Source organism: Hydrogenophaga laconesensis, assembly GCF_031457235.1.
Classification (GTDB): domain Bacteria; phylum Pseudomonadota; class Gammaproteobacteria; order Burkholderiales; family Burkholderiaceae_C; genus Hydrogenophaga; species Hydrogenophaga laconesensis.
The window spans coordinates 225,190-245,351 of record NZ_JAVDWE010000007.1; the positions used below are offsets into that span (position 1 = coordinate 225,190).

Sequence of the window (20,162 nt, forward strand, 5' to 3'; positions counted from 1 at the left end):
TTCAGGCGAGCAGCGCCTGCGCAAATTCGCGGGCGTCGAAGGTCTCGAGATCTTCGAGCTTTTCGCCCACACCGATGAAGTAGACGGGCACCGGCTTCTCGCGCGCGATGGCGCAGAGCACGCCGCCCTTGGCTGTGCCATCGAGCTTGGTGATGACCAGGCCGGTGAGCTGCAGCGCGTCGTCGAAGGCCCGCACCTGGTGGAGTGCGTTCTGGCCGGTGTTGCCGTCGATCACCAGCAGCACCTCATGCGGTGCACCGGCGTCGGCCTTCTGCACCACACGCTTGATCTTGCGCAGCTCCTCCATCAGATGCAGCTGCGTCGGCAGGCGGCCGGCGGTGTCGACCAGCACCACATCGCGCCCGCGTGCCCTGCCGGCGGTGACCGCGTCGAAGCTCACAGCGGCAGGGTCACCGCCTTGCTGGGTGATGATTTCCACGGTGTTGCGGTCGGCCCAGACGGCCAGTTGCTCGCGTGCCGCCGCGCGGAAGGTGTCTGCAGCGGCGAGCAGCACCGAGGCACCGCTGTCGGCCAGGTGTCGCGTGAGCTTGCCGATGGAGGTGGTCTTGCCCGCGCCATTGACGCCGGCGACCATGATCACGGTGGGCTTGTGCTCGCCGATGACCAGTGGCTTCTGCAAGGGGGCGAGCAGATCGGCGATGGCGTCGGCCAGCAGGCCTTTCACGGCCGCCGGATCGGTGGTCTTGCTCTCCTTCACGCGGCGCTTGAGATCGGTCAGCAGGTGCGTGGTGGCCTTCACGCCGGTGTCGGCCATCAGCAGTGCCGACTCCAGCTCCTCATACAGCGCGTCGTCGATCTGCGTCCCGGTGAACACGGTGGCAATGCCCGAACCGGTCTTGCGCAGGCCGGCCTTGAGCTTGTCGAGCCAGCCCTGGCGAGGGGCGGGTGCTGGTGCCGCCACGATGGGGTCGGGCACCGCAACGGCGGGTGCAGAAGCCTCTGGAAGGGCGGCTGGCGGGGGGACGGGGGCTTTTTTGCGAAAGAACGAGAACATTTTTCCATCTCTAGAATCCATTGCATTCTATGAAACGCCCCATGCCGTCGATCGACAAGCGCTGTTGCGCCTTCCTCGTGGCCCTGGCGATGCTGGGAACCGGTGCCCTGGCCCAGCCGTCTGCCACACCTGTGCCAGCTTCCCCGTTCGCTGCGGCGACCCCGGCGGTGCAACAGTTCACACTGGCCAACGGCCTGACGGTGATCGTGCGGCCCGACCGCAGGGCGCCCACGGTCGTGCAGATGCTGTGGGTGCGCGTGGGATCGATGGACGAGGTCGATGGCACCACCGGCGTGGCCCATGCGCTGGAACACATGATGTTCAAGGGCACACCCGACATCAAGCCGGGCGAATTCTCGCGCCGCGTCGCGGCGATGGGCGGTGTCGACAACGCCTTCACCTCGCGCGATGCCACGGCCTACCACATGCAGATTCCGGCGCGCCGGCTGGAGACTGCGATGCAGCTCGAGGCCGACCGCTTCGCGCGCAACCAGTGGGACGACGACGAGTTCCGGCGAGAGATCGAGGTGATCAAGGAAGAGCGGCGCCAGCGCACGGAAGAGTCGCCGCGCGCGCTCATGTTCGAGGCCCTCAGCGCCATGGTGTTCCAGGCCAGCCCTTACCGCCGTCCCGTCGTCGGCTGGATGAGCGACCTCGAGGCCATGACCCCGGATGACGCGCGTGCGTTCTACCGGCGCTGGTATGTGCCTGCCAACGCGGCACTCGTCATTGCAGGCGATGTGGACGTAGCGCAGGTGCGCGCGCTGGCCGAGAAGCACTTCGGCGCGATTCCTTCGGCTGCCGTGCCCCCGCGCAAACCCCGCGAAGAACCTGTGCAGGCGGGGCCTCGTCGTCTGGAATACCGAGCCGTGGCCGATCAGGCGCTGGTGGCGCTGGCCTACAAGGTGCCGCCATGGCGTGGCGCCGAGGTGGACAGCGAAACCGACCGGGATGCCCTGGCGCTGACGGTGCTCTCGGCCGTGCTCGATGGCTACGACGGCGCACGGCTGGACCGTGCGCTCGTGCAGGGCGTGGGCACCGGTGGCAAACGGTTGGCCGACAGCGCGGGATCGTCCTATGGCCTCATGGGCCGCGGCCCCCAGCTGTTCATGCTCACGGCCGTGCCTGCCAGCGGCGTGACCCCCGAGATGGCATCGGCTGCCCTGAAAGCCGAAGTGGCCCGCATTGCCCGTGACGGTGTGCAGGAAGCCGAGTTGCAGCGGGTGAAGACACAGTGGATGGCCGGCGAAATCTACAAACTCGATTCCGTGGCCAATCAGGCTCGGGAGCTTGGCGGCTACTGGGTCAACGGCATGGCGCTGGATACCGGCGACCGCCTCATGGCCCGTTTGCGCGCCGTGACCGCGGCCCAGGTGCAGTCGGTTGCGCAGCGCTATTTTTCCGACGAGCAGCTCACCACCGGTGTGCTGATGCCCGATCCCTCGCGGCGCGAAGCGGCTCCCGCCGTGCCTGCCGGTCCGCGCCCCGCGCTGACCCGCCACTGACGCCGCTGGTGAGGCCCGCCATGACCCTGTTTTCCCTGTTCCGACGCACCCTGCTGGCCCTGCCGCTGCTGGTGGGCATGGGCACCGCCCACGCCATCATTCCCATCGAACAATGGACCCACGCCAGTGGCGCGCGCGTGCATCTCATTGCCAGTCCTTCCATTCCGATGCTGGACGTGCAGGTCGACTTCGATGGAGGCCGCCGTCGCGACCCCGAGGCGCTGGCGGGCCTGGCCAGTGTGACGGCCGGCCTGCTCTCGGGAGGCGTGGCCGCGCAGCCGGGACTGCCCGCACTCGATGAGAACCAGCTCAGCGAGGCCTGGGCCGATCTGGGCGCCCAGTTCGGCGCCCAGGCCACCATGGACCGCTTCAGTCTGTCCCTGCGGACCCTGACCGAGCCCGCCCTGCTGGATCGCGCGGTGGCGCTCGCGGCGCGCCAGCTCGCCGCGCCAGCGTGGCCCGAGCGGGTCTGGCAGCGCGACCGTGAGCGATTGCTGGCGGCGATCAAGGAAGCCGAGAACCGTCCCGGGACCCAGGCCAACCGCGCCTTTGGCCGGGCGGTGTATGGCAGCCATCCGTATGGTTTCCGAGCCGAAGCCGATACCTACCGTGCGATCAAGATGGCCGACATGCGTGCCTTCTACCGCCGTCACGTGGTCAGTTGCCGTGCTCAGGTGTCGATGGTGGGGGCGGTCGACCGCGTCATCGCCGATCGCATCGTGGGGCAACTCATGGCCGCCGTGCAACCTCATGGCTGCAGCCCGTTGCCCGATATGCCACCCGTGCAGCCGCTGCAGAAGGCGGTGGACGAGCGTCTGCCGTTCAGCGCAGCGCAGGCGCAGGTGATCATCGGCCAGCCCGGCATCGCGCGGGCCGATCCCGATTTCTTCGCGCTGTTCGTGGGCAACTATGTGCTCGGTGGGGGCGGTTTCGTCTCCCGTCTCATGACCGAAGTGCGCGAGAAGCGCGGGCTGACCTACGGTGTGTCCAGCTATTTCCTGACCGCGCGCCAGCCCGGTGCTTTCCAGATTGCCCTGACCACCCGGCCCGACCAGGCCGCGCAGGCGGTGGATGTGGTGCGCGACGTGGTGCGCGAGTTCGTGACCAACGGCCCCACCGAAGCCGAATTGCAGGCTGCGAAAGACTACCTCGTGAACGGCGAAGCCCTTCGGCTGGACAGCAACCGCAAGCTGCTCGACAACGTGGCCAATATCGCCTGGAACGACCTGCCGCTGGATTACCTCGATACCTGGACCCAGCAAGTGGAGCGCCTCACCGTGGCCGATGTGCGGCGTGCGTTCGCCCGCGTGCTGCAGCCTGATCGCATGGTCACTGTCGTGGTGGGCGCACGGCCCTGATCTCCCCAGGGGGGCTCTTTCGCGCGGTAAGCTCTCCGCATGAAGAAGCCAGCTCCCAGCGCCGCGCGGACCGCCGCCAACGCTCCGCACGAGGTCCGCATCATCGGTGGCCTGTGGAAACGCACCAGGCTGCCGGTGGCCGACCGCCCGGGCCTGCGGCCCACACCCTCGCGCGTGCGGGAAACCTTGTTCAACTGGCTCGGGCAGGACCTCAGCGGCTGGCGCTGTATCGACGCCTTTGCAGGCACCGGTGCCCTGGGCCTTGAGGCGGCCTCGCGCGGGGCGGTCGACGTGACGCTGGTGGAGCAGGACAGCGCCTTGCTCGGCAACCTCGGCCGCGTCGTCACGCAACTCAAGGCGCAGGGCGTGCGCGTTGAGCGTGGTGACGGCGTGGCCGCGCTGCGCCAGCGGTCCGGCCAGGGGCTGGACGTGGTGTTTCTCGATCCACCGTTTGGCGACGGCCAGAACGAAACCCTGTACCTCGCCGCGCTGGCGGCGGCGCGGCAGGCGGTGCGGGAGGATGGCCTCATCTATCTGGAGGCGCCCCGGGTCTGGGGTGAGGACGAACTGGCCCAGATGGGCTTGCAGATCCACCGTCAGGGCAGGGCTGGCGCGGTGGCCTTTCACCTGTTGCGGCCATTGTCCGCACAGTGAAGCGGGGCGAGGAACCCCTCGCGCATAATCCCGGGCATGAGTTCTGCGCTTGCTTCAACCGGTGGCACGGGCCGCGTGGCGGTCTACAGCGGCACCTTCGATCCCATCACGCTGGGCCATGAAGACGTGGCGCGCCGTGCTGCCCTGTTGTTTGACGACGTGATCATCGCGGTGGCCATCGCGCACCACAAGAAGACGCGCTTCACCCTGCAGGAGCGGCTTGACATGGCCGCCGAGGCTGCCGCTCGCATGCCTGGCCGCGTGCGCGTGCTGCCGTTCGAAGGCCTGATCATGGACTTTTGCCGCCAGAACGGCGCAACCGCCGTGGTGCGTGGCATCCGCAACCTCACCGACTTCGACTACGAAGCCCAGATGGCAGCGATGAACCGCAAGCTGCACCCCGGTGTGGAGACCGTGTTCCTGCTGCCGCAGGCCGAGCTGCAATGCATCTCGAGCACGCTGGTGCGGGAGATTTCCCAACTGGGTGGTGATGCGTCGCAGATGGTGAGCGGGGCCGTCGCTGCGCGCCTGGCGCCCCCGTCCCTGCAGGCGTAGGAGCATCTCCCATGGCCCTTCTGATCACGGACGAATGCATCAACTGCGATGTGTGCGAGCCGGAATGCCCGAACCAGGCCATCTCGATGGGTGAGGATTTCTATCAGATCGACCCGGCGCGGTGCACCGAGTGTGTGGGCCATTTTGACGAGCCACAGTGCGTGCAGGTCTGCCCGGTCGAATGCATCCCGGTCGACCCCGCCCACACCGAATCGCAGGAAACGCTGTGGCAGAAGTACCAGCGGCTGCAGAAGGCCGGTCAGCCTTTGTCTTCGGCTGGGGAAGCCTCCACGCCACCGCCTGCGGCCGTCTGAGACGCCGTCTGGGTGGCCGGCCGAGGGGGCTTGGGCCGCGGCGGCTTGCTGGTGTGTATCAGTGCCGTGGCCTTGTCCATTTCCCCCGCCATGAGCTGGGGCAGCGCCTTGAGCGAACGGTCCAGTGCCTGTGCAATGGCAATGCGGTCATCCGGTGACGGCTTCTTCAACACCCAGTTGGCCACCTCGTTCTTGTTGCCCGGATGACCAATGCCCACCCGCAGACGCCAATAGTCGGCGCTGCCCAGCTGGGCGTGGATGTCGCGCAACCCATTGTGGCCGGCGTGCCCACCGCCCTTTTTCAGCTTCACCTCGCCGGGGGGGATATCCAGTTCGTCGTGCACCACCAGCACCTCCTCCGGTGCGATCTTGAAGAAGCGCGCCAGCGAGCCCACGGATTTGCCTGACAGGTTCATGAAGGTCTGGGGCTCCACCAGCCAGAGGCTCTGGCCGTTCACGTTTGCCCTTGCCACCAGGCCGAAGTGCCCTCGCTCCATTTGCAGTGAGACCTTGAGCAGGCGCGCGGCCTCGTCGACCCACCAGAAGCCGGCGTTGTGTCGCGTGTGTTCGTATTCCGGGCCCGGGTTGCCCAGTCCGGCGATGAGTTTGATCATGAGCGGGATTATCGACAGGGTGTGGCACACCGCAAACAAAACGGCCCGCCAAGGCGGGCCGTTTCAAGGCACTCGGTCGTCCGGGGACGGCTTACTTCTTGCCCTTGCCCTTCTTCTTGTCGTCGGCGGGAGCGGCTGCCACGGGTGCGGCCACCACTTCTTCCACCGGTTCGACCACAGTGGCCACGGTGATGTTCTTGCGGCCGTGCGTCACGATCTTGATGCCCTTGGGCAGTTTGATATCGCCGGTGTGCACGGTGGCGCCCTTGACGACTTCACCCAGGTCGACTTCGATGAACTCGGGCAGCTGGGTGGCCAAGCACTCGATTTCGATGTCGTTCATCACGTGGCTGATCACGCACTTGTCGGTCTTGACGGCCGGCGAGTTGTCCGCATTCACGAAGTGCAGCGGCACCTTCTTGCGCAGGCGGGTCTTGTTGTCCACGCGCTGGAAGTCCACGTGCAGCACTTGCGGCTTGTACGGGTGGTATTGCACATCGCGCAGCAGCACTTTCTGCACCTTGCCAGCGAGTTCCATGTCGAGGATGGACGAGTGGAACGCTTCCTTCTTCAGGGCGTGCCACAGGGCGTTGTGATCGAGTTCGATCGTGGCGGCCGGCGTGTCACCGCCGAAAACGATACCGGGCGCGCGACCGGTGTTGCGCAGACGGCGGCTCGCACCCGTACCCTGCTTGGCGCGCTCAAAAGCGACGAATTGCATGACTAACTCCTGTGGAGGGGTTCCGCGACCAGAACGCCTCTGTTTCAAATGAGCGGCCCCCACCATGGAGGACGCCCGCTTTTTGTTGCCTTCAGTCTCTCAGAAGAGGTTGTCCTGATCGGCAAACAAACTCATGACCGACTCACCCGAGGCGATGCGCGCGATGGTCTCGGCCATCAGCGGCGCCACGGAGAGCTGGCGAATCTTGGAGCAGGCCTGTGCGGCCTGCGAAAGGGGAATCGTGTTGGTCACCACGACTTCGTCGAGGGCGCTGCCCTTGGCGATGCGTTCGATGGCCGGACCCGAGAAGATGGGATGCGTGCAATACGCATAGACGTTCTTCGCACCGCGTTCCTTGAGAACCTCGGCGGCTTTGACCAGCGTGCCTGCCGTGTCGATCATGTCGTCCATGATCACGCAGTTGCGGCCTTCGATATCGCCGATCACGTGCATCACTTCCGACACGTTCGCCTTCGGGCGGCGCTTGTCGATGATGGCCATGTCGCAGTTGAGCTGCTTGGCCAGCGCACGGGCGCGCACCACGCCACCGACGTCGGGCGAGACGATAAGCACGTCCGGGTAGTTCTTCTGGCGCAGGTCGCCCAGCAGCACCGGCGAGGCGTAGATGTTGTCGACGGGGATGTCGAAGAAGCCCTGGATCTGGTCGGCGTGCAGGTCCATGGTCAGCACGCGGCTCACGCCAACTGTCTGCAGCAGGTTGGCAACGACCTTGGCGGAGATGGGCACGCGGGCCGAACGCGGGCGGCGATCCTGGCGGGCGTAGCCGAAATAGGGGATGACGGCGGAGATGCGCTCGGCCGAGGCGCGCTTGAGCGCGTCGACCATGATGAGCAGCTCCATCAGGTTCTCGTTCGTGGGCGAGCAGGTGGACTGGATCACGAACACGTGCCGTGCGCGCACGTTCTGGGTGATCTCGACCGTGACTTCACCGTCGGAGAAGCGGCCCACATTGGCCGAGCCGAGTTGCGTGCCCAGATGTTGGGCGATCTCGGCAGCCAGCACCGGATTGGCATTGCCGGTGAAGATCATGAAATCCGGGGGCTGAACTTGCATGGTGTTCCCAGCGATCTGAACGGCGTCGGAGGACCGCCGTCAAAAAAGGCCATCCGGGGATGGCCGTTCCGGTACAGGTTGTGGTTGAACGGGTGGCAGGGGAGGAAGGACTCGAACCCTCGCATGCTGGAATCAAAATCCAGTGCCTTTACCAACTTGGCGACTCCCCTACGCAGGTCGGTTGTTCAACGAGTGCCGGACAACCAACCAAAAACGTCGCAGGTTGCGCAACCACTGCCTGGGCTGTGCGCCGCCGATTCTAATCGGTGCACCAGTCGAGCAATGGATGTGCATCCATGTTGCTGCATTCCCGAACCGTCCAGTCGCCAGGGGCGTCTGCCGGGTTCATCGCATGCGGCAGTTGTGCAAACACCGCGGTTCCTGAACCGGTCATGCGCCCCTGCAATCCATGGCCCTGGAGCCACTGAATGCAACGCCCCACATCGGGACAGAGCGCTTGTGCCACGGGTTGAAGGTCGTTGTGCCCGAGCACCAGGATTTTCTGGAGATCGATCACCGTGCCGTCACGCGAATCGTTTGCAGCAAAGCCTTGGATTGTAGCAGTTTTTGAATCGCGCTTGAGCTCTGGCGAGGCAAATATGCGTTGCGTGGAAGCGCCAGCAGGGGGCTTGACCACGATGAAACGGGCGGACGGCACCGACACAGGAGTCAGTTGCTCGCCCACGCCCTCGACCCAGGCGTTGCGCCCGCCAATGAAAAAGGGCACGTCGGCACCCAGTTGCAGGCCGATGGTGGCCAGTTGTGGGCGGGTCAGACCGAGTCCCCAAAGGCGGTTGAGAGCGATCAGGGTGGTGGCCGCGTCCGACGAGCCGCCGCCCATGCCGGCTTCGGCGGGCAGGCGTTTGTCCAGGCCGATGTGCACGCCCAGAGCGCACCCGGTGGCCTCTTTCAGCGCGCGGGCGGCCCGCACGGACAGGTCGTCGGTCGGCAGCCGGGTCGCTGACAGGTCTTCCCGGCTGATGACGCCATCGGGGCGTTGTTCGAAATGCAGGTGGTCGCACCAGTCGACCAGCATGAAGACCGACTGCAGCAGGTGGTAGCCGTCTGCGCGGCGGCCGTTGATGTGCAGGAACAGGTTGAGCTTGGCCGGCGCAGGGACTTCAAGCAGACGCTTGGGCCGTATGGAGCGGCTCATGGCTGGAAGACGACGCGCAGTTCGGCGGTCGGCAAGGGGGCTGAGCGGCGTGCCGTGATCCGGCCTTCGGCCTGGCGGGAGAGATCGGCCTGCCATCCCGGCACGTCGCCCTGCTCGCCGCGCAGCCAGCCAAACAGCGCCGTGACCGGCACGGCGGCGCCGCTGAGTTCGGCGGTGAGTTCGTCCAGGCTGCCGCGGCGCGTGATCTGCCCGCCCTGGCGCAGCTCGGCACTGCCCGGGGTCCAGGTGACGGTGGCCAGGGTGTTGCCCAGTGGAGACGTGAACTGGAGCTCGCCAGCGGAAGGGGCACCGCGCAGATCGAAGGCGGCGGAGAACGATTGGGCTGGCGTGCTGTCCACTTGGAGGGCGAGTCGGCCGCTCCAGACGGTCTCGCCCGGCTGTGCCGGTCGCTGGGTCGTTGCGCAGGCGGTGAGCAGCATGACCGCCGCAAGCGTGCCGACACGGGCGCACAGCAGGCGCCATGCAGCAAACGGGTGTGTCGTCATGGCTTGACTTGCAGGCGTTTGAGGGTGTCTTGCAGTGTTTCGTTGTCGGCGGCCAGCAGCAGGCCTTCGCGCCAGACCTTCAGCGCCTGCTCACGCTGACCCTGCACCCAAAGCACTTCGCCCAGGTGAGCCGCGATTTCGGGATCCGGCCGTTTGCGGTAGGCCGCCTGCAGGATGGACAGCGCGCGATCCATGTTGCCCATACGGAACTCGACCCAGCCCAGGCTGTCCTGGATGTACGCGTCACCGGGCGCAAGGGCCACCGCCTTTTCGATGAGTTGCTTGGCCTCGGGCAGGCGCTGGTTGCGGTCCGCCAGCGAATAGCCCAGCGCGTTGTAGGCGTGGTGGTAGTCGGGCTTGGCAACGATCAGCTGGCGCAGCAGGCGCTCCATGTCGGCGGGTTTTCCCGCCTTGTCGGCCATCATGGCCTGGTCGTAGATCAGGTCGGTGTCATCCGGGAAGCGGGCGGCCGCTTCGTTGTAGACCTCATAGGCCTGCTGATAGGCCTTGAAGTCCCGCAGCAGCTGGGCTTCTGCCACGAGTTTGAGGCGTGCGTCTTCGGGGCGGCGCTCGGGCTGGTCGCGCAGCAGTGCGCGGGCCTGGGGCATCTGTCCCTGGCGGGCGAGCAGCGAGGCACGCCGCACCTGGGCGGCCATGATGTCGTCGGCATTCTCGATGCGGTCCAGCCAGGCGTTGGCGGCGGGCAGGTCGTTCTGTTTCTCCGCAATCTGGGCCATGAGCAGGTAGGCCTGCGTGAGGCCGCGGGCGATGCGTTCGTCGCTGGACTGGCGGGCCAGCGCCATGTACTTCTGCAGTGACGTGGTGGCCGCCGGCAGGGCGTTGTCCTGCGTTTGCAGCGATGCCAGGAGCAGCCAGGGTTCGGCCTGATCCGGCTGGCGCGCGGTGAGCGCTTCCAGTTGGGCCCTGGCCTCGCTGTTGCGCTGGAGGTCGAGCAGGATGCGTGCGTAGGCCAGCGCCACCGCGATGTCGCCCGGGCCGTTGGCAGTGGCGGCTTGCAGTTGTTGCCGCACCAGGGGTTCTGCGTCGACCTCGCCACGCTCCATCAGTTCGAGAGCGAGCAGGGCAGGGTAAGGCGACGCCGGATCGATGGCATGTCCTTCGCGCGCTGCGGCCATGGCCTGGGGCATCTGATTCCTTGCCAGTTCCATGCGTCCCACGGTGGTCCAGGCCGCAGCCGCGTGAAAGGGCTGCTTGAGCGCGGGGGCCAGGGCCTCTCGCACCACCACCGAGGCCAGGGCCTTGTCGGGGACGCGGCCGTAGGTCTGCGGAATCGCGTTGATGGTGTCGTTCCGCTCGGTCACGGGGCTGGCTTGCAGGATGGCCTGCAGCACCGGAGCGGTTTCCGCTACCCGATTGAGCGCCAGAAGGATCTGCAGCACGAAACGGTTGGCTTCGGGACTGCCTGGAATTTCCTGGGCCCAGGCGCGTGCGGCCGTCAGTGCGGCCTCGCCAGAGCGGGCTTGCAGCGCGACGTCGACCGCCCGGCGATACAGCTCCGGGTCGCGCTGCCTTCGCGCGGCGTCGAGGATGAGGGAGTAGCCCGTGCCCGGCTCGCCCGCCTGCACATTGAGTTCGCCCAGCAGCAACTGATAGAAGAGGGGGGCGTTGAGTGTGGAGTTGGTGGCCGCCGTGGCGGGCTGTGAGGCCGCTGCGGGAGGGGCGCCGGGTGGCGCGGGCTGCGCAGCCGCGCCAAAGGCCAAGCCCAACAGAACCAGGGTCGCGGTGCGGTGCAGGGTATTCATCGGGTCATGATAATGGGAAGGGTCCGAGGGCACCGGTGTGTGATCTCAAGACCGCGCCGGCGTTCCGGTGCCCCGAAGAAAACTGCTCGTTACATGCCCGAACTGCCCGAAGTCGAAGTCACGCGCCGCAGCTTTGCCGACCGCATCCAGGGGGCCGAGGTGCGGGCGCTGTCCATGGGCAAGCCGTTGCGTTGGCCTCTTGGCTGCGAGCCCGCCAGCCTCGCTGGAAGGAAGGTATCCTCCGTGGCCCGGCGCGGCAAATACCTGCTGGTGCATCTCGACCAGGGTGTTTTGCTGTTGCACCTCGGCATGTCGGGCAGCTTGCAGTTCGCTCCCGAATTGCCGCCGCGTGGCGTGCACGACCACTTCGAGTTGTCGACCAGCCATGGCGTTCTGCGTCTGCACGACCCCCGGCGATTCGGCGCGGTGGTCTATGCCCATTCCCTGGACGATAGCCGGGTGACCAAGCTGCTGGGAGCCCTGGGTGTCGAGCCGCTGGAGGCGGGGTTCGATCCCCTGGCGTTTCATCGTGCCCTGAAGTTGCGCCGGTCCGCCATCAAGCAGGTGCTGCTGGCGGGGGACATCGTCGTTGGGGTGGGCAACATCTACGCGTCAGAGGCGTTGTTCATGTCGGGCATTCACCCGGCTTTGCGTGCCGACCGGCTGAGCAGACCGCGGGCGCAGCGGCTGCATTCGGCCATCGTGTCGGTGCTGCAGCGGGCCGTGGCGCTGGGTGGCAGCACGCTGCGGGACTTCACCAGCGCCGAGGGCCAGAGCGGCTACTTCCAGCTGGACGCGATGGTCTATGGCCGGGAGGGGCAGCCGTGCCGGCTGTGCGGTGGGCCGATCCGGGCCATCCGCCAGGGGCAGCGATCCACTTTTTTCTGCCCGGCCTGCCAGAAGAAGTGATGCCCCCCCGGCGGGCCGGGCGAATGCAGGCTCGCCCGGCTGTCGGCCTTTCCGACCGGTCGGGTTTCTGCCGTGTGCCGATGCTATATTGACCGATTGACAGAGACACAAGGCCCATGAGCTTCAATCAGGAATTCGATCAGCATGGTGTATGGCGCAAGCAGTTTGCCTTGCGCCTGAAGCTACTGTCCGAATGGTTGACGGACCACGATCTCATGGAGTCGGGCGTGCGCGAACGTCTGGACCAGCTGCATGCGCAGGTCAAGAACGACAAGATCATGGTGGCCTTCGTGGCCGAGTTCTCGCGCGGCAAGTCCGAGTTGATCAACGCGGTGTTCTTCGCTGGTTACGGCCGCCGCATCATGCCGGCCAGTGCGGGTCGCACGACGATGTGCCCGACCGAGTTGGGCTATGACGCGGAAGTGCCGCCCTGCCTGCGCCTGTTGCCCATCGAGACCAGGCTGCAGCCGCAATCGTTGCTGGACTGGCGCAACGCATTGGACAAGTGGGAGCGCGTCGACCTGGATGTGAACGACCCCAGGCAGTTGGCCCGGGCCATCCAGAAGGTGGCCGAAGTGCGCCGCGTGACGCAATCGGAAGCCGCTGCGCTCGGCTTCTGGCATGAGGAAGTGCCGGAGGACAACCCATTGCCGGGCGCCGATGGCCTGATCGAAGTGCCGAAGTGGCGGCACGCCCTGATCAACATGGCCCACCCCTTGCTCAAGCAAGGTCTGGTGATCCTGGACACCCCCGGCCTGAACGCGATTGGTGCGGAGCCTGAACTCACCGTGAGCCTGCTGCCGCAGGCGCACGCGGTCGTGTTCATCCTGGCGGCGGACACCGGCGTGACCAAGTCCGACCTCACGATCTGGCGCCAGCATCTGGCGGTGCTGGGCGAGGGGCGCGAATCGCGTCTCGTGGTGCTCAACAAGATTGACACCATGTGGGACGCGTTGAGTTCGCCCGAGCAGGTGCAGTTGCAGATCGCGTCGCAGCGCACCGACTCTGCTGAAATCCTGGGCATGTCTCCGAGCCAGGTGCTGGCTGTGTCGGCCCAGAAGGGCCTGCTCGCCAAGGTGCATCGCGACAAGAAACTGCTGGCTGCCAGCAACCTCATGGAACTGGAAACCGCGCTGGGCGTCGACCTGCTCGGCCAGCGTCGCCAGATCCTGGGCGCGGCGGTGGCCAAAGGCATCCAGGCCTTGCGCACGGAGACGGGGCGCATGGTGCACACCCGAGCGCGCGATCTCGTGGAGCAGATTCAGGAACTCGAGGGTCTGCGCGGCAAGAACGCCGGGGTGATCAAGCAGATGCGTCTGCGCATCGAGCAGGAACAGGCCGACTTCGATGCGAGTGGCGCCAAGATCCAGGCCGTGCGCTCGGTGCATCTGCGATTGCTCAAGGACCTTTTTGCCATGCTCAGTTCCTCGCACCTCAAGGCCGAGGTGGCGACCCTCGGCAAGGCCCTGAAGCAGCCGGGTATCAAGCTCGGCGTGCGTCGCGCGTACGACCACACCTTCGACCGTCTGCGTGCGGACATGAGCAAGGCGGACCGCATGGCGGGTGACATCCAGTCGATGCTGGAAGGCAGTTTCAAGAACCTCAATGCCGAGTACGGCTTTTCGCTCCAGGCACCCAGCCCGCCACGGCTGGCCCAGTATCTGAAGGATCTCGATCTGATCGAGAAAAGCCACCTGCAGTACCTCAGCCTGGGCAACGCGTTGCGACTGGCCCAGCCCGAGTTCGCGGAGCGGCTTGCGCGTGCGCTCATGAGCCGGTTGCGCGTGGTGTACGACACAGCGGTCAACGAGGTGGAACTCTGGAACAAGTCGGCTGCCGCCCAGCTCGATGCCCAGCTGCGCGAACGTCGCCGCAACTTCAGCCGCCGGATCGAGGCCGTCTCGCGCATCCAGCAGGCCGCTGGCGGGCTGGATGAACGCATCCGCGAGTTGCAGGAGCACCAGTCCGAGCTGAATCAGCTGGAGTCCAAGCTGGCGGAACTGACGGACCACCTGCTGGCTGCGCCCGAAGAAGAGCCATCCGACGAAGCTCTGGTGGCATGAGCCGAACTGCCGGCTCGCAGGCACCGACGGGGTGGGGGTTGCCCATCGCATTCGCTTCCCTGCTCATCGAATGGCAGCGCCATTCGGGGCGCAGCGGCCTGCCCTGGCAGCTCACGCGTGAACCGTACCGCGTGTGGCTGTCCGAGGTCATGCTGCAGCAGACCCAGGTCAGCACGGTGCTCTCCTATTACCCTCGTTTCCTGGCGCGGTTTCCGGACGTCCGCACATTGGCGGCGGCATCGCCAGACGACGTGATGGCGCTGTGGAGTGGTCTGGGTTACTACAGCCGCGCGCGCAACCTGCACCGATGTGCGCAGGTGGTGGTGAACGAACACGGCGGCGCTTTCCCCACGACGGCAGCCCAACTGGAAACGTTGCCAGGCATCGGTGCGTCCACCGCCGCGGCGATAGCGGCCTTCTGCCATGGTGAGCGCATCTCCATCCTGGATGGCAATGTGCGCCGGGTGTTGTCCCGGTTGTTGGCGTTCGAGGGCGATCTGGCGCAGGCCGGCCCGCAACGCGAACTCTGGAGGCTGGCGCAGGCGTTGTTGCCGGTCGCACCCGAGCGCGATGACATGACCGCCTACACGCAGGGATTGATGGATCTGGGTGCGACGGTGTGCCTACGTTCCAAACCCCTCTGTGGCCGATGCCCCGTGCGTGCCGAGTGCCGGGCTCACGCGGCCAACGAGACGCAGCGCTTTCCGGTGAAGACCCGCCGTCTGCAACGCCGCTTCGAAAACTGGTGGTTGCTGCTGGTGCGCCACGTTGGTGGGGATGGGCAGGTGCGTTTCTGGCTGGCGCGCCGACCCGACAGCGGCATCTGGGCGGGTCTGTATTGCCCGCCGGTGTTCGCGGATGACAAAGCATTGCAGGCTGCGGTGCACTCAACGCTCGGCGGCGCGCTCCATGCTCTGGCGCCGGTGGCCCACAGCCTCACGCATCGCGAGCTTCGGTTGCATCCTTTGTTGCTCGATGTGCCTTCGGTCGCGACTGAGGACGGCTTGCCGCCAGGCCAGTGGGTATCGGTGCAAGCCTTGGCCGATCACGGCCTGCCGGCCCCTGTGCGCCAGATGCTCTCCGGCCTTGATCAGCCCGGCTCCACGGCCTGACCGGCTGGCCTTGGCCAGTTGTCATCCTCGCGGTGCCGCGCGCGAGTGAACCAGTCCGCCGCGAAGCTTCTGGCCAGCCGTTCCACGAGATAGACCGAGCGGTGCTGGCCACCGGTGCAGCCGATCGCCACCGTGACGTAGCTGCGGTGGTCGCGCAGCATCTGCGGCAGCCAGTGGCGCAGGAACGCGGTGATCTGCTCCTCCATCTGTGCCACTTCGGGCTGCGCGGCGAGGTAGGTGGCTACGGGCGCATCCAGCCCGCTCAGTGGCTTGAGTTCCGGCTCGTAGTGCGGGTTGGGTAGCATGCGGACGTCGAACATGAAGTCGGCGTCCATGGGGATGCCGCGCTTGAAGGCGAACGACTCGAAAACCAGCGTCAATGGTGCCTGGGTGGCGCCGAGCAGGTCCTTGATCTGGCTGCGCAGACGCGAGGGCCGTGTAAGGCTGGTGTCGAGAACCAGCGCCTGATCGCGCAATTCGGCCAGCAGTTCGCGCTCGTGTTCGATGGCGTCAGTCAGCGCACGGTGCTGGTCGTGGGCCTGCTTGAGCGAGAGCGGGTGCAGGCGTCGGGTTTCCGAAAAACGGCGCACCAGCGTTTCGGTGGTGGCATCCAGGAAAACCGTGGTGAGGTGCACGGGGCGGTTGGGGCGGCGTTGCAGCTGGGCGAGGCGCTTGGGCAGGCCAGGCAGTGAGGCTGCGCTGCGGACATCCATGGCGATTGCCACACGGGCCGCCTGGTTGCTTTGCTCCAGTTCGATGAAGGACTCGAGCAGCTCGGGCGGCAGGTTGTCCACGCAGTAGAAGCCCACGTCTTCCAAGGCAGTCAGCGCGACGGATTTGCCTGAGCCGGACATGCCGGTGATCAGGACAAGGTGGATGGAGGGACCTTCCTCTTGGGCCATCGTCGGATCGGGCATGTCAGGCGGCCAGCATTTCGCGGGCGTGCGCTAGCGAGATTTCAGATTGCTCACCACCGCCCAGCATGCGGGCGAGCTCGCGCACGCGCGCCTCGGTGGCAATCGGCTGCACGGTGCTCTGGGTCTGGCGACCGACCGCCTGCTTGCTCACCAGCAGATGCTGGTCGGCGCATGCGGCGACCTGCGGCAGGTGGGTCACGGCCAGCACCTGGCGGTCCTTGCCCAGCTGGCGCAGCAACTGGCCGACGGTATGGGCCACCGCACCGCCGATACCAGAGTCCACCTCGTCAAAGATGAGCGTGGGAGCTTGGCCAAGGCGGCTGGTGACCACCGAAATGGCCAACGCAATGCGGGAGAGTTCACCGCCCGATGCCACCTTGCCGACGGGTTTGGGCGTGGCGCCCGCATGCCCGGCCACCCGGAATTCGACCTGTTCGGCGCCATGTGCCTGGGGCTCATCCAGCGGCAGCAGCGCCACCTCAAAGACGCCCCCCTGCATGCCCAGGGTCTGCATACTGGCGGTCACCGCCTTGGACAGTTTGGGCGCTGCCTTCTGCCGTTCCTTTGTGATGACTTGCAGCGCGGAAGTGAAGATCTTCCACGCGGCGCGCTCCGCGCGCTGCAATGCCTCCAGGTCCAGCGCAGCGTCGACCTGGGCCAGTTCAGTCTTCCACTGCGCATGCACTTCGGCCAGATCTTCGGGTGTGCGGCGGTAGCGCCGGGCCAGCGACATCCAGAGCGAGAGTCGCTGGTCCAGCGCCTCCAGACTGGATGGGTCCTGTTCTGTATGGCGGCTGTATTGATGCAGGCTGTGTACGGTGTCCTGCACCTGAGCAAGCGCTGCCTCGAGTGCTTCGATGGCACTGGCGAATTGCGGCTCGATGTGCGCCTGTGCCTGCAGGGCCGCGGCGGCGCGGTGGAGCAGGGTGGCCGCATTCGCTTCGTCTTCATCCAGCGCGTTGAGCGCAGTCTGTGCGGCCTGGAGCAGGCCCTGGGCATTCGCCAGCCGGCTGTGCTGTGCGTTGAGGTCTTCCCATTCGCCGGCCTGCGGTGCGAGCTTGTCGAGCTCGGCGATCTGCCAGGACAGGCGCTCGCTTTCCTGTTGCAGCGTATTCTGCTTCTCGGTCGCGGCATCGAGTGCCTTGCGCTGCTGCCGCCATGCGGTCCACGCGCGGGTGGCTGGGCCGGTGTCGACGCCGGCATACGCATCAAGCAGGTCGCGCACAGCGTCGGCCCGTGTCAGGCTTTGCCAGGCATGCTGGCCATGGATGTCCACCAGACCGTCTGCCAGGGCTTTCAGCTGGGCCACAGTGGCGGCGATGCCATTGATCCAGGCGCGGCTGCGGCCCTCGGTATCCACTGTGCGGCGCAGCAGCAGCCCCTCCTCGGACGGGAAGCCCTGTTCCTCGAGCCAAGGCCCGAGGGAGGCGGGTGCGTCGAATTCTGCCGCGATGTCGCAGCGCGCTGCACCTTCGCGCACCACGCCGCTGTCTGAGCGCGCACCCAGGGCAAGCTGCAGCGCATCGATCAGGATGGATTTGCCGGCACCGGTTTCCCCGGTGAGGACGCCGAAACCGGAGCCCAGCTCCACTTCCAGGGACTGCACGATGACGAAGTCGCGCAAAACGATGCGTCTGAGGCTCATGGATGTGCGGGGCGCGGCGTTGGAGAAGAAAAGGACAAACCGCTATTTTGACCCGGCTTTCAGCTTCCTTCGTTCCAGTGCAGCTTTTTGCGCAAGGTGTCGAAGTAGGTCCACCCCACGGGGTGGAGCAGGCGCAGCGCATGTTCTGAACGGCGCACCACGATGCGGTCGCCGTGCAGCAGGCTGGTGAGGGACTGCATGTCGAAGTTGGCGCTGGCCTCCCGGCCGGAAACAATCTCCACCGCAATCTCGCTGTGAGAGGGAATCACCACGGGGCGGTTGGACAGTGTGTGCGGGGCAATGGGTACCATCACCCAGCCACCGATGCCCGGATGGAGAAGGGGACCACCTGCCGAAAGCGCGTAGGCCGTGGAACCGGTGGAGGTCGCGATGATGAGGCCATCTGCCCGCTGGTTGGCCACGAAATGCCCATCCACTTCCACGCGCAGCTCGATCATGCTGGCGGCACCACCGCGGTTCACCACCACATCGTTGAGCGCAGTGGCCTCGAACACACAGCGCCCATCGCGCCACACCGTGGCCGCCATCAGCGCACGGGCGTCTTCCTCGAACTCTCCGCGGAGAATGGGGCGCAGCTTGTCCTGGTAACCGTCAAAGGGGATGTCGGTGATGAAGCCCAGGCGTCCCTGGTTGATGCCCACCAGCGGCACGCCATAGCGTGCGAGCTGGCGCCCGATGCCCAACATCGTGCCGTCACCACCCACGACCAGGGCGAGGTCGCAGGCCTCGCCCATCGCAGGCACGTCCAGCGCCGGATATGGCAGCCCGGTGTTGGCGGCGGTGTCCTTGTCCAGGGACACGTCACAACCTTCGCCATGCAGGAAGTGGGCAATCTCGTCAACCGCGTTGCGGGCGCCAGGGGCCTGGTATTTGCCCACAATGACGACATGCGCGAAGCGCAGGGGCCGGTTCCAGCGGGCGGTCGTCGGCCGTGTGTCGATTGGCATGGTCATGCGGAAATTACAACACAGCTCAACTGTGCAGGAATGGCATAAAACCCTGTGTGCTCGCGGTGCTGCCGGGCGCGTCCTTACTTAGAATGAAGCCATGTTGGATGACCGCGCCAAGTTGCTGCTCAAGGCCCTCGTCGAGCGATACATCGCCGACGGCCAGCCCGTGGGTTCACGCACCCTGGCCCGGGCCGCAGGTCTGGAGTTGTCGCCAGCCACGATCCGCAACGTGATGAGCGACCTCGAGGAGCTCGGCCTCATTGCCAGCCCACACACGTCCGCCGGCCGCATTCCGACGGCCCGCGGTTACCGGTTGTTCGTCGACACCATGCTTACCGTGCGACGTGAGAGCCTGTCGGCGATGAACGAGATGGCTTCTCCCGGGATCGAGGCAGGACAGCCGCACCGCGTGATCAGCACCGCCGCTCAGATGCTGTCCAACCTTTCTCAGTTCGTGGGGGTGGTGGTGGCACCGCGCCGTGCCTCGGTGTTTCGGCACATCGAATTCCTGAGCCTGTCCGAGCGGCGTGTACTGGTGATCATCGTCTCGCCTGAAGGTGATGTGCAGAACCGCATCATCCACACGCAGGTGAGCTTCACCCAGCCCCAGTTGCTGGAGGCCGCCAATTTCCTCAACGCCCATTACGCGGGACTCACCATGGAGGCCGTGCGCGAACGGCTCAAGACCGAGGTCGAGGCCTTGCGTGGTGAGATCGCCGACCTGATGAAAGCGGCGGTGGAGATTGGTGCCGACCCCAACCAGGCTCAGGATGAGGTGGTTGTGTCGGGGGAGCGCAACCTGCTGTCCGTCAGCGAATTTTCCAGCGATATGGGCAATCTGCGCCGCATGTTCGATCTGTTCGAGCAGAAGACCCAGCTCATCCGTCTGCTGGATGTCTCCGCGCAGGCCGACGGTGTGCGGATCTACATCGGTGGCGAAAGCCAGGTTGTGCCCTACGAAGACCTGTCGGTCGTCACAGCTCCCTACGAGGTGGACGGCCAGGTCGTGGGCACGCTGGGTGTGATCGGCCCCCAGCGCATGTCGTACGAGCGCATGATCCAGATCGTTGACGTCACGGCCAAACTGGTTGGAAACGCCCTCAGCCATCACAAGTAGGGCCCTCTACAATCGCGTGCTTCGGGCCGTTAGCTCAGTTGGTTAGAGCAGAGGACTCATAATCCTGTGGCGCCTGCCAGGGCCTAAATCCTGGGGCCCCTTTATTCATCGAGGTTGGCAAGCGATTGGTGTGTCACCATCAGCCTCCGAAAAGTGCCCAAAGGTACAAATTCGGTACAGTGCTAAGAGACGA

19 protein-coding genes and 2 tRNA genes are annotated in these 20,162 nt (G+C 65.9%); 10 read left to right on the forward strand and 11 right to left on the reverse strand.

The genetic code is table 11. The features are described 5' to 3' along the window. Window position 1 precedes the first annotated feature (1 nt). Window positions 2–1,015, reverse strand: coding sequence for a signal recognition particle-docking protein FtsY (gene ftsY / locus J2X09_RS14350; protein WP_204733973.1), 1,014 nt, complete (start codon window positions 1,013–1,015; stop codon window positions 2–4). 29 nt (window positions 1,016–1,044) lie between these two features. Here ftsY and J2X09_RS14355 point away from each other — a divergent pair, with 29 nt between their 5' ends. The 5 genes from J2X09_RS14355 to J2X09_RS14375 are packed head-to-tail and all read left to right on the forward strand — an operon-like array spanning window position 1,045 to window position 5,401. Next, a complete protein-coding gene (locus J2X09_RS14355) occupies window positions 1,045–2,520 on the forward strand; it encodes a M16 family metallopeptidase (protein WP_310308591.1) in 1,476 nt (491 codons plus the stop codon). Window positions 2,521–2,540: 20 nt separating this feature from the next. Further along, window positions 2,541–3,878 (forward strand): M16 family metallopeptidase, encoded by a 1,338-nt coding sequence (locus tag J2X09_RS14360; protein ID WP_204733971.1) that lies wholly within the window; start codon window positions 2,541–2,543, stop codon window positions 3,876–3,878. 39 nt (window positions 3,879–3,917) lie between these two features. After that, window positions 3,918–4,532, forward strand: coding sequence for a 16S rRNA (guanine(966)-N(2))-methyltransferase RsmD (gene rsmD / locus J2X09_RS14365; RefSeq protein ID WP_204733970.1), 615 nt, complete (start codon window positions 3,918–3,920; stop codon window positions 4,530–4,532). 36 nt (window positions 4,533–4,568) lie between these two features. Then, window positions 4,569–5,087, forward strand: coding sequence for a pantetheine-phosphate adenylyltransferase (gene coaD / locus J2X09_RS14370; protein WP_204733969.1), 519 nt, complete (start codon window positions 4,569–4,571; stop codon window positions 5,085–5,087). Between the two features lie 11 nt (window positions 5,088–5,098). Continuing rightward, entirely contained in the window at window positions 5,099–5,401 is a 303-nt protein-coding gene (locus J2X09_RS14375; RefSeq protein WP_204733968.1) for a YfhL family 4Fe-4S dicluster ferredoxin, read from the forward strand. Here the strand turns inward: J2X09_RS14375 and pth are convergent. The 7 genes from pth to J2X09_RS14410 form a co-directional block, all read right to left on the reverse strand. Further along, the gene (pth, locus tag J2X09_RS14380) at window positions 5,347–6,015 is read right to left on the reverse strand and encodes an aminoacyl-tRNA hydrolase (protein WP_204733967.1); all 669 of its coding nucleotides are present in this window, start codon (window positions 6,013–6,015) and stop codon (window positions 5,347–5,349) included. The genes J2X09_RS14375 and pth overlap by 55 nt on opposite strands. 91 nt (window positions 6,016–6,106) lie before the next feature. After that, on the reverse strand, window positions 6,107–6,736 hold the full coding sequence (locus J2X09_RS14385) for a 50S ribosomal protein L25/general stress protein Ctc (RefSeq protein ID WP_204733966.1): 630 nt from the start codon (window positions 6,734–6,736) through the stop codon (window positions 6,107–6,109). Window positions 6,737–6,835: 99 nt separating this feature from the next. Continuing rightward, the gene (locus J2X09_RS14390; protein ID WP_204733965.1) at window positions 6,836–7,810 is read right to left on the reverse strand and encodes a ribose-phosphate pyrophosphokinase; all 975 of its coding nucleotides are present in this window, start codon (window positions 7,808–7,810) and stop codon (window positions 6,836–6,838) included. Window positions 7,811–7,903: 93 nt separating this feature from the next. After that, window positions 7,904–7,980: transfer RNA gene (locus J2X09_RS14395), tRNA-Gln, on the reverse strand. 89 nt (window positions 7,981–8,069) lie between these two features. Further along, window positions 8,070–8,966, reverse strand: coding sequence for a 4-(cytidine 5'-diphospho)-2-C-methyl-D-erythritol kinase (ispE, locus tag J2X09_RS14400; RefSeq protein ID WP_204733963.1), 897 nt, complete (start codon window positions 8,964–8,966; stop codon window positions 8,070–8,072). Continuing rightward, window positions 8,963–9,472 carry a lipoprotein insertase outer membrane protein LolB gene (locus J2X09_RS14405; RefSeq protein ID WP_204733962.1) on the reverse strand — a complete coding sequence of 170 codons (510 nt, stop codon included), beginning with the start codon at window positions 9,470–9,472 and terminating at the stop codon, window positions 8,963–8,965. The genes ispE and J2X09_RS14405 overlap by 4 nt, the downstream gene beginning before the upstream one ends. Then, on the reverse strand, window positions 9,469–11,235 hold the full coding sequence (locus J2X09_RS14410; RefSeq protein WP_204733960.1) for a tetratricopeptide repeat protein: 1,767 nt from the start codon (window positions 11,233–11,235) through the stop codon (window positions 9,469–9,471). Before J2X09_RS14410 ends, J2X09_RS14405 begins: the two co-directional genes overlap by 4 nt. 93 nt (window positions 11,236–11,328) lie before the next feature. Between J2X09_RS14410 and mutM the strand changes: the two genes are divergently transcribed. The 3 genes from mutM to mutY all read left to right on the forward strand — a co-directional run bounded on the left by mutM (window position 11,329) and on the right by mutY (window position 15,319). Continuing rightward, window positions 11,329–12,144 carry a bifunctional DNA-formamidopyrimidine glycosylase/DNA-(apurinic or apyrimidinic site) lyase gene (mutM, locus tag J2X09_RS14415; RefSeq protein WP_204733959.1) on the forward strand — a complete coding sequence of 272 codons (816 nt, stop codon included), beginning with the start codon at window positions 11,329–11,331 and terminating at the stop codon, window positions 12,142–12,144. A gap of 116 nt (window positions 12,145–12,260) precedes the next feature. Then, window positions 12,261–14,207 carry a dynamin family protein gene (locus J2X09_RS14420; protein WP_204733958.1) on the forward strand — a complete coding sequence of 649 codons (1,947 nt, stop codon included), beginning with the start codon at window positions 12,261–12,263 and terminating at the stop codon, window positions 14,205–14,207. Beyond that, on the forward strand, window positions 14,204–15,319 hold the full coding sequence (gene mutY, locus J2X09_RS14425; RefSeq protein ID WP_204733957.1) for an A/G-specific adenine glycosylase: 1,116 nt from the start codon (window positions 14,204–14,206) through the stop codon (window positions 15,317–15,319). Before J2X09_RS14420 ends, mutY begins: the two co-directional genes overlap by 4 nt. On the opposite strand, the gene rapZ is transcribed toward mutY, so the two are convergent. Genes rapZ through J2X09_RS14440 form a run of 3 tightly spaced genes read right to left on the reverse strand, consistent with a single transcriptional unit; the run spans window position 15,298 to window position 18,849 of the window. Then, the gene (gene rapZ / locus J2X09_RS14430; protein WP_310308597.1) at window positions 15,298–16,236 is read right to left on the reverse strand and encodes an RNase adapter RapZ; all 939 of its coding nucleotides are present in this window, start codon (window positions 16,234–16,236) and stop codon (window positions 15,298–15,300) included. The genes mutY and rapZ overlap by 22 nt on opposite strands. 1 nt (window position 16,237) lies before the next feature. Beyond that, window positions 16,238–17,881 carry a DNA repair protein RecN gene (gene recN / locus J2X09_RS14435; RefSeq protein ID WP_204733956.1) on the reverse strand — a complete coding sequence of 548 codons (1,644 nt, stop codon included), beginning with the start codon at window positions 17,879–17,881 and terminating at the stop codon, window positions 16,238–16,240. A 59-nt stretch (window positions 17,882–17,940) separates the two neighbouring features. Then, entirely contained in the window at window positions 17,941–18,849 is a 909-nt protein-coding gene (locus J2X09_RS14440) for an NAD kinase (protein WP_204734142.1), read from the reverse strand. A 100-nt stretch (window positions 18,850–18,949) separates the two neighbouring features. On the opposite strand from J2X09_RS14440, the gene hrcA reads away from it, so the two are divergent. Then, entirely contained in the window at window positions 18,950–19,969 is a 1,020-nt protein-coding gene (hrcA, locus tag J2X09_RS14445) for a heat-inducible transcriptional repressor HrcA (RefSeq protein WP_204733955.1), read from the forward strand. A 23-nt stretch (window positions 19,970–19,992) separates the two neighbouring features. Beyond that, window positions 19,993–20,069, forward strand: a tRNA-Ile gene (locus tag J2X09_RS14450). Window positions 20,070–20,162: the final 93 nt, after the last annotated feature.

Excerpts from the sequence above, each read along its gene's own strand:
- coaD (WP_204733969.1), top strand. The coding sequence starts at position 4,569 with ATGAGTTCTGCGCTTGCTTCAACCGGTGGCACGGGCCGCGTGGCGGTC.
- J2X09_RS14390 (WP_204733965.1), bottom strand. The coding sequence starts at position 7,810 with ATGCAAGTTCAGCCCCCGGATTTCATGATCTTCACCGGCAATGCCAAT.
- J2X09_RS14420 (WP_204733958.1), top strand. The coding sequence starts at position 12,261 with ATGAGCTTCAATCAGGAATTCGATCAGCATGGTGTATGGCGCAAGCAG.
- pth (WP_204733967.1), bottom strand. The coding sequence starts at position 6,015 with ATGATCAAACTCATCGCCGGACTGGGCAACCCGGGCCCGGAATACGAA.
- J2X09_RS14410 (WP_204733960.1), bottom strand. The coding sequence starts at position 11,235 with ATGAATACCCTGCACCGCACCGCGACCCTGGTTCTGTTGGGCTTGGCC.
- J2X09_RS14385 (WP_204733966.1), bottom strand. The coding sequence starts at position 6,736 with ATGCAATTCGTCGCTTTTGAGCGCGCCAAGCAGGGTACGGGTGCGAGC.
- J2X09_RS14440 (WP_204734142.1), bottom strand. The coding sequence starts at position 18,849 with ATGCCAATCGACACACGGCCGACGACCGCCCGCTGGAACCGGCCCCTG.
- J2X09_RS14355 (WP_310308591.1), top strand. The coding sequence starts at position 1,045 with ATGAAACGCCCCATGCCGTCGATCGACAAGCGCTGTTGCGCCTTCCTC.
- mutM (WP_204733959.1), top strand. The coding sequence starts at position 11,329 with ATGCCCGAACTGCCCGAAGTCGAAGTCACGCGCCGCAGCTTTGCCGAC.
- ispE (WP_204733963.1), bottom strand. The coding sequence starts at position 8,966 with ATGAGCCGCTCCATACGGCCCAAGCGTCTGCTTGAAGTCCCTGCGCCG.
- recN (WP_204733956.1), bottom strand. The coding sequence starts at position 17,881 with ATGAGCCTCAGACGCATCGTTTTGCGCGACTTCGTCATCGTGCAGTCC.
- ftsY (WP_204733973.1), bottom strand. The coding sequence starts at position 1,015 with ATGTTCTCGTTCTTTCGCAAAAAAGCCCCCGTCCCCCCGCCAGCCGCC.
- J2X09_RS14375 (WP_204733968.1), top strand. The coding sequence starts at position 5,099 with ATGGCCCTTCTGATCACGGACGAATGCATCAACTGCGATGTGTGCGAG.
- mutY (WP_204733957.1), top strand. The coding sequence starts at position 14,204 with ATGAGCCGAACTGCCGGCTCGCAGGCACCGACGGGGTGGGGGTTGCCC.
- rapZ (WP_310308597.1), bottom strand. The coding sequence starts at position 16,236 with ATGCCCGATCCGACGATGGCCCAAGAGGAAGGTCCCTCCATCCACCTT.
- J2X09_RS14405 (WP_204733962.1), bottom strand. The coding sequence starts at position 9,472 with ATGACGACACACCCGTTTGCTGCATGGCGCCTGCTGTGCGCCCGTGTC.
- J2X09_RS14360 (WP_204733971.1), top strand. The coding sequence starts at position 2,541 with ATGACCCTGTTTTCCCTGTTCCGACGCACCCTGCTGGCCCTGCCGCTG.
- rsmD (WP_204733970.1), top strand. The coding sequence starts at position 3,918 with ATGAAGAAGCCAGCTCCCAGCGCCGCGCGGACCGCCGCCAACGCTCCG.
- hrcA (WP_204733955.1), top strand. The coding sequence starts at position 18,950 with ATGTTGGATGACCGCGCCAAGTTGCTGCTCAAGGCCCTCGTCGAGCGA.